16 protein-coding genes are annotated in these 13,305 nt (G+C 43.4%); 7 read left to right on the top strand and 9 right to left on the bottom strand.

The window, feature by feature from the left end; genetic code table 11:
• Positions 1-304 precede the first annotated feature (304 nt).
• Entirely contained in the window at positions 305-1,453 is a 1,149-nt protein-coding gene (locus LAY41_RS24470) for a tetratricopeptide repeat protein (RefSeq protein ID WP_249103799.1), read from the bottom strand.
• Positions 1,454-1,562: 109 nt separating this feature from the next.
• Between LAY41_RS24470 and LAY41_RS24465 the strand changes: the two genes are divergently transcribed.
• Both LAY41_RS24465 and LAY41_RS24460 read left to right on the top strand, forming a co-directional pair.
• Complete coding sequence (locus tag LAY41_RS24465) at positions 1,563-1,892, top strand: YbjQ family protein (protein WP_249103796.1); 330 nt, start codon at positions 1,563-1,565, stop codon at positions 1,890-1,892.
• A 354-nt stretch (positions 1,893-2,246) separates the two neighbouring features.
• Positions 2,247-2,867 carry a hypothetical protein gene (locus LAY41_RS24460; RefSeq protein WP_249103795.1) on the top strand — a complete coding sequence of 207 codons (621 nt, stop codon included), beginning with the start codon at positions 2,247-2,249 and terminating at the stop codon, positions 2,865-2,867.
• A gap of 168 nt (positions 2,868-3,035) precedes the next feature.
• On the opposite strand, the gene LAY41_RS24455 is transcribed toward LAY41_RS24460, so the two are convergent.
• Together LAY41_RS24455 and LAY41_RS24450 are read right to left on the bottom strand one after the other, a co-directional pair.
• On the bottom strand, positions 3,036-3,380 hold the full coding sequence (locus LAY41_RS24455; RefSeq protein WP_249103792.1) for a hypothetical protein: 345 nt from the start codon (positions 3,378-3,380) through the stop codon (positions 3,036-3,038).
• 191 nt (positions 3,381-3,571) lie between these two features.
• The gene (locus LAY41_RS24450; protein ID WP_249103790.1) at positions 3,572-5,392 is read right to left on the bottom strand and encodes a GmrSD restriction endonuclease domain-containing protein; all 1,821 of its coding nucleotides are present in this window, start codon (positions 5,390-5,392) and stop codon (positions 3,572-3,574) included.
• A 200-nt stretch (positions 5,393-5,592) separates the two neighbouring features.
• On the opposite strand from LAY41_RS24450, the gene LAY41_RS24445 reads away from it, so the two are divergent.
• Together LAY41_RS24445 and LAY41_RS24440 are read left to right on the top strand one after the other, a co-directional pair.
• Positions 5,593-6,135: a poly(ADP-ribose) polymerase family protein gene (locus LAY41_RS24445; protein WP_249103788.1), complete on the top strand. Its 543-nt coding sequence runs from the start codon at positions 5,593-5,595 to the stop codon at positions 6,133-6,135.
• Between the two features lie 14 nt (positions 6,136-6,149).
• Complete coding sequence (locus LAY41_RS24440; protein WP_249103786.1) at positions 6,150-6,341, top strand: hypothetical protein; 192 nt, start codon at positions 6,150-6,152, stop codon at positions 6,339-6,341.
• Between the two features lie 53 nt (positions 6,342-6,394).
• On the opposite strand, the gene LAY41_RS24435 is transcribed toward LAY41_RS24440, so the two are convergent.
• From LAY41_RS24435 to metH, 6 genes are all read right to left on the bottom strand, one after another.
• Positions 6,395-6,778: a toxin-antitoxin system TumE family protein gene (locus LAY41_RS24435; protein WP_249103782.1), complete on the bottom strand. Its 384-nt coding sequence runs from the start codon at positions 6,776-6,778 to the stop codon at positions 6,395-6,397.
• Positions 6,768-7,064 carry a nucleotidyl transferase family protein gene (locus tag LAY41_RS24430; protein WP_249065171.1) on the bottom strand — a complete coding sequence of 99 codons (297 nt, stop codon included), beginning with the start codon at positions 7,062-7,064 and terminating at the stop codon, positions 6,768-6,770. Before LAY41_RS24430 ends, LAY41_RS24435 begins: the two co-directional genes overlap by 11 nt.
• Positions 7,065-7,133: 69 nt before the next feature.
• Entirely contained in the window at positions 7,134-7,523 is a 390-nt protein-coding gene (locus LAY41_RS24425; RefSeq protein WP_249103778.1) for a toxin-antitoxin system TumE family protein, read from the bottom strand.
• Entirely contained in the window at positions 7,507-7,851 is a 345-nt protein-coding gene (locus LAY41_RS24420) for a hypothetical protein (RefSeq protein WP_249103775.1), read from the bottom strand. Before LAY41_RS24420 ends, LAY41_RS24425 begins: the two co-directional genes overlap by 17 nt.
• Before the next feature lie 23 nt (positions 7,852-7,874).
• Positions 7,875-8,165 carry a hypothetical protein gene (locus tag LAY41_RS24415; RefSeq protein WP_249103772.1) on the bottom strand — a complete coding sequence of 97 codons (291 nt, stop codon included), beginning with the start codon at positions 8,163-8,165 and terminating at the stop codon, positions 7,875-7,877.
• A 52-nt stretch (positions 8,166-8,217) separates the two neighbouring features.
• Complete coding sequence (gene metH, locus LAY41_RS24410) at positions 8,218-11,823, bottom strand: methionine synthase (protein ID WP_249103769.1); 3,606 nt, start codon at positions 11,821-11,823, stop codon at positions 8,218-8,220.
• 95 nt (positions 11,824-11,918) lie between these two features.
• Here metH and LAY41_RS24405 point away from each other — a divergent pair, with 95 nt between their 5' ends.
• From LAY41_RS24405 to LAY41_RS24395, 3 genes are all read left to right on the top strand, one after another.
• Entirely contained in the window at positions 11,919-12,287 is a 369-nt protein-coding gene (locus tag LAY41_RS24405; RefSeq protein WP_249103767.1) for a type II toxin-antitoxin system Phd/YefM family antitoxin, read from the top strand.
• Positions 12,288-12,475: 188 nt separating this feature from the next.
• Positions 12,476-13,147: a Uma2 family endonuclease gene (locus tag LAY41_RS24400; protein WP_249103765.1), complete on the top strand. Its 672-nt coding sequence runs from the start codon at positions 12,476-12,478 to the stop codon at positions 13,145-13,147.
• The gene (locus tag LAY41_RS24395; protein WP_249103762.1) at positions 13,148-13,297 is read left to right on the top strand and encodes a hypothetical protein; all 150 of its coding nucleotides are present in this window, start codon (positions 13,148-13,150) and stop codon (positions 13,295-13,297) included.
• Positions 13,298-13,305: the final 8 nt, after the last annotated feature.

The raw sequence follows: 13,305 nt of genomic DNA, 5'->3' as shown, positions 1-13,305 counted from the left end.
AGGTAGGCACCGATAAATTGAGTATTTACGTTCCAGAACAGGTTTCTTGGAAATAAATACGTAGTTGTGGCAACTGAATCGGGATTCGGAAACCGGGTTTTCAGAGAAATATATACATAATCTACTGAAACCAAAAACAGAGTGTAGGTAAAACTGCTGAGTAGAAATACTATTTGTACTTACTCACTCAGCACAATACAGTAATAATACTAATTCAGTATAAGATTGGTTAAATCACACCTTTGGGCGATCGGACATTTCTTAAGTAGGGTGAGCAATGCCCACCCCACAGCTGACTCCTAAATTACTGCTGGAGTTCTCTAAGAGCGGCTTGGGCCTTTTGTACTCCTTCGCTTTGCCCTTGACGCTGATAAAGGTTGAGGGCTTGGTTAAAAGATGCGATCGCTTCCGATCCTCGTCCCCATCTGCTCAAAGCTATACCCAGATTAAAGTGAGCGGTTGGTTCTTGGGGTACTATTTTAGTCAAACGACGATAAGCGGCAACCGCTTCCTGAAACTTTTGCTGCTGTAGCAAAATTTCACCGATACCTGCGTGTGCTTCTGCTAATTTCGAGTCTATTGCCACAGCTCGCTGGTAGGCGGCTAAAGCACCTTCAAGATTATTTTGAGAACGTCGTAGCTTGCCAATTTGCAGATGAATCTCGGCGTTACGCGGTTCTAGGTTCGCAGCTTGTTCAAACGCAGCCAATCCGGCACTCTGGTTACCTTGTGCGAGGTAGGCGGTAGCCAGGTTGAACTGCAAATTGCTATTGTTCGGCTCAAGGCTGACAGCTCGCTGTAGCACATTAATAGCGTCCTGATACCGTTTCTGTTTTAACAGGATAGAAGCCATCGATGCACGGATTTCTACACTCTTAGGATCGAGCTGAATCGCTTGTTCGTAGACTCGCATAGCACCCGGATAGTCTTCCTGGCGGAAGAGAACCGCGCCAAGTCCCATGAAAGCTTTCAGGTTATTGCGATCGAGTTGGGTGGTACGCCGATAAGCTGCGGCGGCACCCCGGTTGTCTCCTGCGCTGGCAAGGCTGTATCCCAGAGCGTAATAAAACTCTGCATTGCTGCGTTCAAGAGCAACTGCCTGTTGATAAGCATTGACTGCTGCCTGGTAATTTCCTTGACGTGCTTGTACATAACCGATAGCAGAATAAATACGGGCATTTTTGCTATCTAAGCTAGCTGCCTGTTGATAAATCGCTAAAGCACGTCCAAAATTTCCAGATTGCACCAAAGTACGGGCATCCTGTAGCAATTTACTCAGCCCATCGTCGCTAGAATCGCTAGGAAGCTGATAAATAGTGTCTGTACTCGGATCGTATTCTTCTTCAGCTTGGGCAACTGGCGGCGTCGTTACCGCCATTCCTCCCCATAGCAGGAGACCGATCGCGAACAAGATTTGCTTTTGCACGGTAGATTTTCCTTGTGTTTCTGCCATTACGAGAGTGCTACTATTGCTTCGATATTCGATCGGGAATAATTGGATTTGGGAACCGGCTGATTATAATAACCTTAAATGGTAATTTTATCACCTATGAGGACAAACGATGATTGTGACAACAACTGATATCGTCCAAGGGGCGGAAATACAAGCTTATTTAGGTATTGTCACTGCGGAAGTAGTATATGGCACCAACGCATTACGTGATTTTTTTGCTGGCCTTCGAGATGTAATAGGTGGGCGTACTGGTAGCTACGAGAAGGTGTTTGAGCAGGGACAGCGCGAAGCTATAGCCGAGTTGGAAAAACGAGCCCAGCGTCTGGGAGCAAATGCGATCGTCGGTATCGAGGTGGATACGGGCACAATTAACGTTGACCAAAGCGGTGTTTTGCTCCTGATTACTGCGATCGGCACTGCCGTCAAGCTACGTTTGTAGAGGTAGATGGAATCAGTCAGTACTGCTGATTCACTTAACCTTAGCTGAGTGGAATTAAGTTTTAATAGCTGACAACCTTCACTTCATTAAAAATTGCTATATAAAAACCATTATTAATTTATCTTTGGCTTGAAAATTTTCAAACCCCATCGATTAACCGAAACAATAAGTATTTATCCATTGATATCGCTATAAGTTTCCAGTGACTATTATATCTCCTTCTTTCGATAGAGCCAATGATTCCTTCTAGTGGTAGATATCCTCCACGTAAATCTAACCCTAAAGTAAAGCTCAAGGCTGATTAGTACTAAAGATAGCTTTACCGCATATAGAGAATAGGGGAGGAAATAGGTTATGGCTTACGGCAATCGAGCGCCAGATGTAGTAGATCCTGTAGTCGGAAATCGAATCGTTGAGTACCACGACCGCGTGCGGTGGGGGCCGATTATTTCAGGTCTTTTGGTTGCCTTAACTACTCAATTGATTTTAAGTGCCTTGGGTGCTGCTATTGGCTTGAGCAGTCTTGCCAATTCAGGGGCTCCCAGATCGAATGCAGATGATGTTGGTATCGGCGTAGGCATTTGGTCAATTATCAGTTTATTGATTGGCTTATTTGTTGGTGGTTGGATTACAGCCCGTGCCAGCGGCCCGATGAACCGCAGTACAGCCCTTCTCAACGGTGCAATTCTTTGGGCAACGACTCTAATAATTGGTTCTTGGCTGTTGGCAAGTGGGGTAGGCGGTACTTTTGGAATCGCTGCATCTAATGCAGGAGAAGTGATTAATCAAGCTCAACAAGGCGGTGTAAATGTACCGAACAGGGCACCCAATATCACTGCACAGCAAGCTCGCGACATTGCTGGCAATGCTGCTAGAGTTGGTTGGTCGTTTGTGTTTGGTTCATTACTGGGTTTAGTGGCGTCGATGGTTGGTGCATCTATCGGAACTCGCAACCACAATCGTACTTATCAATAAAAGTTCGATCGAATCATAGTTGTTGTCTTTAGCACCTTGAAAAAGGTGCTTTTTTATTAGTTTTGAGAAAACGAAAAAAATCACGCTGCGCTGGGAATTCATGCCACCGAACTGGAGATGATTCCCTGTAGGACTTGGGTGGTATCATTCAATTGGTCAAGAACCCGGTTAGTCTCCTGTAGAGATTCTACTGTTTGCTGGGATGCTTGGCTTAATTGTGCGATCGAGGTCTTGCAAGTTCAGGTTGCCTAACTCATAGGCATCCAGGTTGATTTGGTTGATTTGGCGGGGGGTGGCTAAAAGCGTATCGAGGTGCCCAGCGATACGCGAGCTGACTTCGTTCTGTAATTTAGATGCGAGATCTGCGATCGCTTTTTGTCCGTTTGTAAACGAAAGATAGCCGACGAGTCCCACTACGCCAACAATCTGTACCACAAAAGGGACAATCAGAATAGCTTGCAGCGGCACTTTTCCCAATAACTTGGTAGCTAAACGATTTTTAGTAGTTGACATATACGATCCAAATGGCCTGCTCGCTAAGGTAATCCTAATAAACTGAACTATAACTCGCCAGCGACAGTCCCACTAACGTAAGTAGATTAACGCTCCGCCGCAGAAAAGCAATTATTGAGTTTGGCACAGAGCGTTACAATAGAATAACTACCTCAAAGCACGGAGGGAAGTGCGATCGCACTTCCTAAAATCTAAATAGCTTGGGACAAATCATCATCATTATCCAAGTCGTTGTCGTACTCATCTTGCTCAGGATCGTCTGATCGATCCGATAGATCGACTACAGGCACAATATTTTTCCCCATTGCTTTCTCTATACGTTCAAGCAGTGCTTTTTGACGCGCTTGGAAAAACGCATCAAAATCATCTGCACGTAAAGCAACTGGATCGATGACGTGCGATCGCAAAATTTCATCTATTTTGGTTTCACAAATCCCTGTTTCTTTCTGGATTTTGAGCAAATAAATACTTGGAGCATTGCTTCCAATCTGGCGGTTAGTCTTAGCTGAAAGAGGTGTTTTGTTTATTACGCTGTCGTAAAATTCAGATTTAATACCATTTTTTTGACACCAGTGACGCGGGAAGATGTGATGAATATCAATAGGATGATCGAAGTTTTTTAGAGTGTCTATAGGATAACCAGTGTGGAAATCGCAGCCACCATCTCGCAATAACAAAGCAGATAAACCTTTATAAGCAGCACTTCTACGGGTGTAGAGATATTGTAGGCGACTTGCAGCAAAGTTAGCATCTCTAATTGTAACAGGTTCAGAACCGTTGTTCTTAATCCATTCCAATACTTGTTGGAAATCATTCGCGAGACGACTTTCAATAGCACTGCCGTATAGTTCACCGAAGACTCCGCACCAGTACCAACGGATTAATTTGGCATTATCTTCAGCATTATTAGCGCGATTTACCAGTGCTGCTAAAATAGCTGCAAGAGCAGTAAGCTGAGTTTGGTAAGGCAGATCGCGATCGGTGAATATCTTTTGCGTGTGCAGTAATTCTGCAGCTTGTTTGAATCCTTGCGTGACTGAATTAGCCCAGTTCTGATATTCCAGAAGACTTAATTTTAGTACATCCTTGCGCTTACAACTTACAGGAGGATTTTCAGAAGTAGCACACAGTGTCACCGCTTGTAAGAAATCAGTGTTTTGAATATTCCTTAATACCTGATATTTCTTCAGTTCCTTTTCGCGCTTATCCCAATCTTCTCGCAGGTTGAACTTATCAGCAGCAAAAGTAGCCGTAATCAACTCAAAAACAGTAAGAGAAACACCACCAGTATTGACTTTCTCAAAAACTTGACAAACGGCTTCTCTTGGTGTTTCCTTACGCAACAGGATAACTGGTACTCGGTACTGCTTGAATCTGTCAATAACCTCTTCCTCGAAACGGTCAAACAGGTTGAGACTTTCTTCATTGTAGCGAAATAAGATATTATACCCTCGACGCCATGCAGCGTAATCAAAAATTTGTGCGAGCGGGAATAGTCCTTTATGGTACTCTTTTTCAGGTGTTGAGTAGTCTTCCTCAACAACCCCACGAAAATTGCGAATAATTTTGTCTTCTGGCAAACTTAAAATCGCTTCCTCTCGTTCAAAATTGGGAGCAAGAGCCTTAACAATATCAATATAATACCAGCGATGAACCTTTTTACCTCGTGCATCTTTAGTGATGACGGGTTTGCCTAAAAGAAGTGATTGGACAAGAGAGGTTAATCGTTGCTGTCCATCCAATATTAATCGCTTTGCTTCTATGGGATTGCTAAGTGTAACGCCTTCAATTGGTCGAGTTTTAAATCGCACATCAGGATTACCTGTTTCCAGCATCATTACTACTCCCACAGGGTATGAGAGAGAAATACTGGCTAGGATGCTACGTATCTGTTCATCGTTCCAAACCCAAGAGCGTTGAAAGTCAGGTAGCTGAGTTTCCCCCTCCTTTGTGCTTTGCAAGAGATCGTGTAGTGCTTCTGGATCGCTGCGAAAGTTTGTAATTGCTGGCATTGTCTATTTACCTCTTGTTTATAGCAGGGCTTGGTCGAAAAGCCCTATCTCAAGTTTTCCCTATTTTTGGTTCTATTTAACATCAGAGAACAGATAATAGGTGTTGGAGGCACAACACTGATGTAAATGGAAGGCTGTAGGCGCTAATAGTCAACTGCACGGCTACGATCGCATAAGGTAAGGTAGTGAGGAGGTTCTGAGTGCCTGAGACAATTCGAGTCTACGGCTATCACGGTACAAATACGGAGGTGGCGACGACAATTATTCAGCAGGGTTTTAACGTTAGTTCCAATGACTACGACTGGCTAGGAACGGGGGTTTACTTCTTCCAAGATGCACCAGTACGCGCTTGGGAATGGGCCAAGCAGCAACATCCTGCAAATCCGGCTGTAATTCGTTCCACCATCCGCTTAGATGACTGCATCGATTTACTGGACATTGAATGGTTTCCCATCATCAGGGAAGCCTATACTGTATTTGTGGAGGAGTTCAGGCAAGCAAATAGACCTTTACCTCGGCAGAATCCAGAGATATCCAAAGCGCATAGGTTAGACTGTGCTTACTTCAACTATCTAGTTGAACAAATCTTAAATCCACAAGCAGAAAGTATTCGCGCGATTCGAGGTGTGTTCGTGGAGGGTGAGCGTATTTTTCCTAATTCTGCTGTTTTCGATCGCGCTCATATCCAAATAGCCGTCAGAGATACATCTCTAATTGAGGATTCTTGTTTGATAGAACTATAAGGAGTAATTTTATAATGGCAAATCCCAAAAGAGCGGCTGAACTGATTCGCAAGCATTTTGCAGAAATTACCACTGAGCAATTTATTGAAAATCTGAATAAACACTGCCCGGAAGTTTTCGAGGATGATGTTGCTGACGCAGAAATATCTCAGTCTGAGATAAATCAATCAAAAGATGAATTGGAGAAAAAGGCAGCAAGGGCATAAAAATTAGAGTAGAGTGGGGAATGTTTATTTTAGTGGGGTGACGTGCGATCGCGCTATCCCAACAAACTCTCAATCTCATTCAATACATCTGCCAGCATAGGCGCGTTTGAGGAAATTACATTCTCTTCGCTGCCATCATGTTTGTGATGCGGATAATTTGGGAGATTCAATTTTTTGTGATGTTCCACGTTGTCATAGCGAAAGCTCAGATTTTTTGAGCCATCCATGTACTGATATGAATACATTTCACGGATGATAGTCGTTTCAACATTCACAAACTCACGCAAATAAAGCATTGAACCATCTGTTAAGTTGATTACACCACGAATAAAACCTTCTGACTCGCCTCTTGTTGCAGGTATGAGGTTGAACGACTGCACTAATGTACAGGATTCAATTAACTCCCTAAGTTGCTGGAAATAGTTTTCAATTAACAAACTCAACCCCCCTTAATTTATTTACTTTGTCGTTTAGCATTTTCAGCATTCGAGATTCTCCAACCCACTCATCAAATTCCATATCTAATCGATGTTGAAGTTCATCATTTTCAAAGCGTCGCAAAAACTCTTCTGTAGACATTTGATATTTACTTTCAAATTCTTGAAGGCGTTCCTCAGTCCGTCGGATACCATCTTTAAGCGATGCAATTCTTTTTGATAGTGCTTCTTCTATGAATTGCTTTAACGAGTCTGGATACTCGCAAATAATCTTAAGCTCTGCCATATTATCCTCTCGATCGTTATCGGTGTTTTCATTATACAGGACGGTTAATAAACCATGAAAAATGCCACACTATCCCAAAGATACCACAATTTCATTCAATACATCTGCCAACATTGGCGCGTTTGAGGAAATTACATTTTCTTCGCTGCCATCATGTTTATGATGTGGATAATTTGGAAGATTCAGTTTTTTGTGATGCCTCGTATTATCATAGCGAAAAATCAAATTTTTCGAGGCATCTTCATAATGATATGAGTACATTTCCCGCTCGCTCGTTGTTTCAACATCCACAAACTCACGCAGGTAAAGAACAGATCCATCCGAAAAGTTTAGTTCACCACGAATGAAGCCTCTATAAATGCTTCGCGTTTCGTAATTGACGTTGCTCGATCGCACTACCGAACAAGCGTCAATAATGTTGCGGACGCCCTGAAAATAATCCTCAATTAACAAATTCAATTCCTCTCAATGTAGCTAAATCTTCTTGTAGCCCTTTCAACATCAAAGATTCTCCTATCCACTCATCTATTTCCAGAGTCTCCTGAATTTCATCATTTTCATACCGACGCAGAAACTCTTCTGTAGACATCTGATATTTGCTTTCAAATTCTTTAATGCGTTCTTGCGTGCGTCGAATACCATCTTCAAGCGATCGCAATCTCCGGGCTACCTCTTCTTCTATAAGTTTCTTTAAAGTATCTGGATACTCGCAAATAATTTTTAGTTCTGCCATATTATCTTCTCGATCGTTATCTTTGCTTCCATTATACTGGAAATTATTTCCCATTAACAAACTCAATCATACTTAATTCAATCAACAAATTCAATACCTTCTATTTTTTCTTTTTTTTCACGCAAATGGGATAACATCCAAGCTTCCCCAATCCACTCATCTAAGTCCAGAGTTTCGGTGAATTCGTCATTTTCATAACGATGCAGAAACTCTTCCGTAGATAATTGATACTTAGCTTCAAATTCCCGTACCCGTTCTTCAGTTCGACGGATACCAGCTTCAAGCGATCGCAGTTTTTCTGCAAGTGCGCTTTCAACGATCGATTTTAAGGAATCTGGATACTTAGATCTAATCTTCAATTCTGCCATACTATCCTCATAAACTAATGTTGAGTAAGGTGGGCAATGCCCACCCCACTAATTAAGCGCTGAAGTATTTCGCCGCTTGATGATAGGTGATAATCGCAGTTGTAGATTGTTCGGGATAAATTTGTTCGCTTTCATCCATGTGGAGGTTGATGCGATCGGCCCCTAACAACTCCAACTGCTTAAACTGATCTGCAATATTCGGACAAGCCGGATATCCAAAACTGTAACGCGAACCGCGATAACGTTGTGCAAGCATATCCCGAATATTATTCGGTTCTTCACTAGCAAAACCCAACTCGCGACGAATGCGGGCGTGTAGCCATTCCGCCACAGCTTCAGCAGTTTGCACAGCAAAACCATGAAAATACAAATAATCAGTATATTGATTATCTGCAAACAATTTCTGTGCAAACTCCGTCGCAATATTCCCCACCGTCACCGCCTGCATCGGAAAGACATCAATATGTCCAGATTCCACAGGGGCAAAGAAATCGGCAATGCACAAACGCTTTAAAGACTTTTGACGCGGAAAATTGAACGTAGCGATCGGAACCCCACCCCAACCCTCCCCGTCTACGGGGAGGGAGCTTTCTTTTTCTTGTCCCCCCCTGTTGACGGGGGGGTTAGGGGGGGTAGCCGGATCGTAGATATGCAGTGAATTTCCCTCGGACTGACAAGGAAAATACCCATAAACTACCTGCGGATGCAATAACTTTTCCTCAATAACTCGCTGCTTCCAATGTTCCAAAACAGGATAAACTTTCTCAGCAAGAAAATTATCGTACTCTTCCCTTGACTGTTCCTTTGGTTTGCGGAATTGCCATTGTCCAGCAATCAAAGCTTGCAAATCCAAATACCAGAATATCTCCTCTAATGAGATATCTTCCGGCTTTAAAACTTGCGTTCCCCAGAAAGGCGGAGTCGGACGTTCAATATCTACCGCCACAGCTTCCGAACGCTTTGTATCAACCTCCTGTGGTTCCTTAGCTACAACTTCACCATTAGACTTAGCAGACTTTTCTTCTATCTGCGTTAATTTGAGCTTATCTGCGGTGGTAATTTCATCCAAAAATCCCTGCAAATCATCCCAGTTACCAGCAACTTTCGCAGGCATTAATTTATCCATGAAATGCAAATCTGCGAAGGCATCTTTGCCGTAAATTACCTTACCTTGGTAGGCATTCTGACAATCTTGATGGACAAATTTAGGAGTCAACGCCGCGCCACCCAAAATAACCGGCACAGTAATTCCCCGTTCGTTGAATACCGCCAGATTTTCCTTCATAAACGCGGTTGATTTCACCAGCAAACCACTCATCGCAATGCAATCTGCTTTATGCTTTTCATAAGCTTCAATGATGTTATCAACTGGCTGCTTAATCCCCAAGTTTACAACTTTGTAGCCGTTATTGGAAAGGATGATATCAACTAGGTTTTTACCAATATCGTGGACATCACCTTTAACAGTGGCAATTACGAAGGTTCCCTTAGCATTATTGCCAGCATCTTGCTTTTCCATGAAAGGTTCCAAATATGCCACTGCTGCTTTCATGGTTTCGGCTGATTGCAATACGAAAGGTAGTTGCATTTGTCCAGAACCGAACAATTCGCCTACAACTTTCATCCCATCCAGTAAGAAGGTGTTGATGATTTCGAGAGGACGATATTTTTCTAGTGCTTTTGTCAGTTGTGCATCTAAACCAATACGTTCGCCGTCGATAATATGTTGCTTGAGGCGTTCTTCTACGGGGAGATTGTTGTCTTCAGTCCGATCGCGTTTTGTCGTCTTCCCTTCAAACAGTGTGGTTAACTCTCCCAAAGGATCGTAAACGCACACATTACCGTCAAATTGCCGTCGATCGTATATCAGTTTTAGGCAAATTTCTTGATGTTCTCGCTCAATTTTCGCTAAGGGCAAAATCTTGCTGGCGCTGACAATTGCTGCATCCATTCCTACTTGCATTGCTTCGTGCAAAAACATGGAATTCAGCACAACTCTTGCTGCCGGATTTAAGCCGAAGGAAACGTTAGAAACTCCCAGAATAACATGACATCCTGGTAATTCTTGACGGATGCGACGGATAGATTCAATGGTGGCTTTTCCGTTGGCGCGATCTTCTTCAATCCCTGTAGAAATTGGTAATGCTAAAGTATCGAAAAAGATTTCTTGAGGTGCGATACCATATTCTACAGCTTGACGATAAGCGCGTTGGGCAATTTGAAATTTCTTATCTGCCGATCGGGCCATGCCATCTTCATCAATCGTACCAATTACTACACCCGCACCATAGTTTTTAGCTATTTCCAAAACCTTCAAGAAACGCGGTTCGCCATCTTCATAGTTGGTCGAGTTAAGTATACACTTACCTCCGGCAACTTTCAGCCCCGCTTCCATCTTTTCCCATTCCGTCGAATCCAACATCAGCGGTATGGTCACATTTGTTACTAACCTTGATGCCAACTCCCTCATGTCCCGCACGCCGTCCCGTCCCACGTAATCCACGTTAACGTCGAGGATGTGCGCCCCTTCCCGGACTTGGGATTTCGCCAAAGATACCAATCCGTCCCAATCTTCGGCGTTCAGCAAGTCGCGACACTTCTTGGAACCGCTGGCGTTTAGCCGTTCGCCTACAATCAGGAAAGAGTTATCTTGCTCGTAGGGCTGTGCAGTATAAATTGATGCTGCTGATGGTTCGTAACTGGCATGACGTTCTTTTGGCTTGAGAGTTTTGCCAATTTCTGCTAATTGTTCGATATGATCGGGCTGCGTACCGCAACAACCGCCAATCACTTGCACGCCCCAATCTTCCACAAACTTGGTCAGCGCCATCCGTAATTCCATCGGGGTCAGCTTGTAATGTGCATGACCACCGATGTTTTCTGGCAAACCAGCATTGGGGATGCAGGAAACCACAAAAGGCGAGCTTTCGCAGAGATATTTGATGTGTTCGGCCATTCTGTCTGGCCCTGTGGCGCAGTTTAGACCGAGAATATCGATCGGGTAACGTTCCAGAATTGTCAGTACTGCGCTGATATCGGAACCGACGAGCATTGTACCCGTGGTTTCCATTGTTACCGATACCATTAAAGGAATGCGATCGCCTTTTTTCTGGAAAACTTCCTCAATTCCATTCAGCGCCGCCTTAATTTGCAGCACATCCTGACAAGTTTCCACGATTAGTAAGTCAACGCCGCCGTCGATAAGTCCTTCTACTTGTTCAGTAAATGCAGCTTTCAGTGTATCAAAATCGATATGTCCCAAGGTGGGTAACTTAGTTCCTGGCCCGATCGAACCAGCGACGAAGCGTGGTTTCTCTGGCGTCGAGAATTCGTTAGCGACCCGCTTGGCTAGTTCCGCAGCAGTTTTGTTGAGGTAGTAGGCTTGATGTGCCAAATCATACTCTGCTAGCACCACGGAAGTAGCACCGAAGGTATCCGTTTCTACTACATCTGCACCGGCGGCGAGAAAGTCGCGATGCACGATCGCAACTGCTTCCGGTTTGGTGTGGACGAGGTATTCGTTGCAACCTTCGTATTCGGGCCCCCCGAAGTCAGCAGCGGTAAGGTTTTGCTTTTGCAGGTTGGTTCCCATTGCGCCATCGAAGACGATGACAGGACGTTCTGGACTGTGGAGGCGTTGTAGGAAGGGATGGGTCATAGGTGCAAAACGATTTTCAAATAGGGATTTGGGTTAATCTGGGAATAAGCTACTTAATCTATTTTGCAATTTTTTCAGAGTTTGGGAAGAATTTGATGAAATCGGCGACAGTTGGTGAGGATGAGGGATTTATCCGTTTAACGACTGAGGAAGTGAAGGATAACTTGGTAGATGCGATCGCGCAAGTGATGTTAGAGCGAAAACCCTTTGTTTTGCTGCAAGCTGGGTCAGAGGTAGCAGCGATCGTTCCTATTGAGGAATTCGAGCGACTGGAGTATCTGTTGGCGCAAATTAAACCTTCACAATTCACTCCTTGCGAGGAGGAATATTACGAAAATGAAGGAGCAATTCACTGCCTAAATATTGATGAATTTGAAGCTAATTTCGATGACATAATTGCGGATGTTGTAGAGTATGACCAATTTTTTGGTTTCCTCCCAACTCCTAATTTAGGCGGACAATAAGTTGATATCTTTATGCTTGTGGCAATTTTGATGTCGATCGAGAAATTTTGGGTTCCAGAATACCTGGTTGCTGCCGCTAAGAATGAGATATGATCGAGAAATAGAAACCCGGTTTCTTAGAGAGGTTTGAGAAACCCGGTTTCTCTAAGAAACCGGGTTTCTAGGTTTCCCAACAAGAGGAATAGAAAATGAACGTCCAGACAGTAAATACACCGACAATTGCAAAAGAAAAAGTTTCCCATCCAAACAGTATTGTTTTGAATGGCATTAAATGGGAAACTTATAAAGCGTTGATGGCAGATGCCGGAGATGGCAGAGCTTGGAGAATTGCTTATGATGAAGGAGTATTAGAAATCAGAATGCCACTACAAGAACACGAACAACCAAAGATAGTGCTAGCTTACTTTGTTACAGCTATAGCAGATGAGCTAGAAATAGAAACGATGGAATTAGGTGCATTACTCCTGGAACGGGAGGACTTACGCCGTGCGATCGAACCAGATACTTGTTTTTACATTCAGAATGAATCCCTTGTCAGAAGTAAAATAATTGACTTGCAAACCGATCCACTACCAGATTTAGCAATAGAATCAGACTATACGAGTTCTTCTTTAAACAAATTCACAATTTATGCTTCTCTGGGAGTGCCTGAATTGTGGAGATATCGTAACCAAAGTTTGCAAGTTTATCAACTTGTCGAGGGGAGATATGAGCAAACTGATACAAGTTTGGCTTTTCCATTTTTACCTATTGCAGAAGTGCCTGGTTTTATCGAGCAAAGTATAAGTATTGGGCAAAGATCCGCTGTGCGTTTGTTTCGGGAACGAATTAGAAAAATATTGCAGAATAGTGAGGGATGAATGAGTGAAAATCTGGATGCGATCGCTTGCGAACCTCACCCCGTCGCTCCTAACGGATTTAATCCTAATGCGAATACGTATAGCTGTACCACGGAACATATTCGGCTGGCAATGAATGATTTTGTTGATTTTTTAGGTTTCATCAATTAACAATTATA

Origin of the sequence: Argonema galeatum A003/A1 (genome assembly GCF_023333595.1) — a bacterium.
GTDB classification, from domain to species: domain Bacteria; phylum Cyanobacteriota; class Cyanobacteriia; order Cyanobacteriales; family Aerosakkonemataceae; genus Argonema; species Argonema galeatum.
The sequence above is the reverse complement of the archived record's forward strand: the minus strand, read 5'-3'. Positions and strand labels throughout refer to the sequence as shown.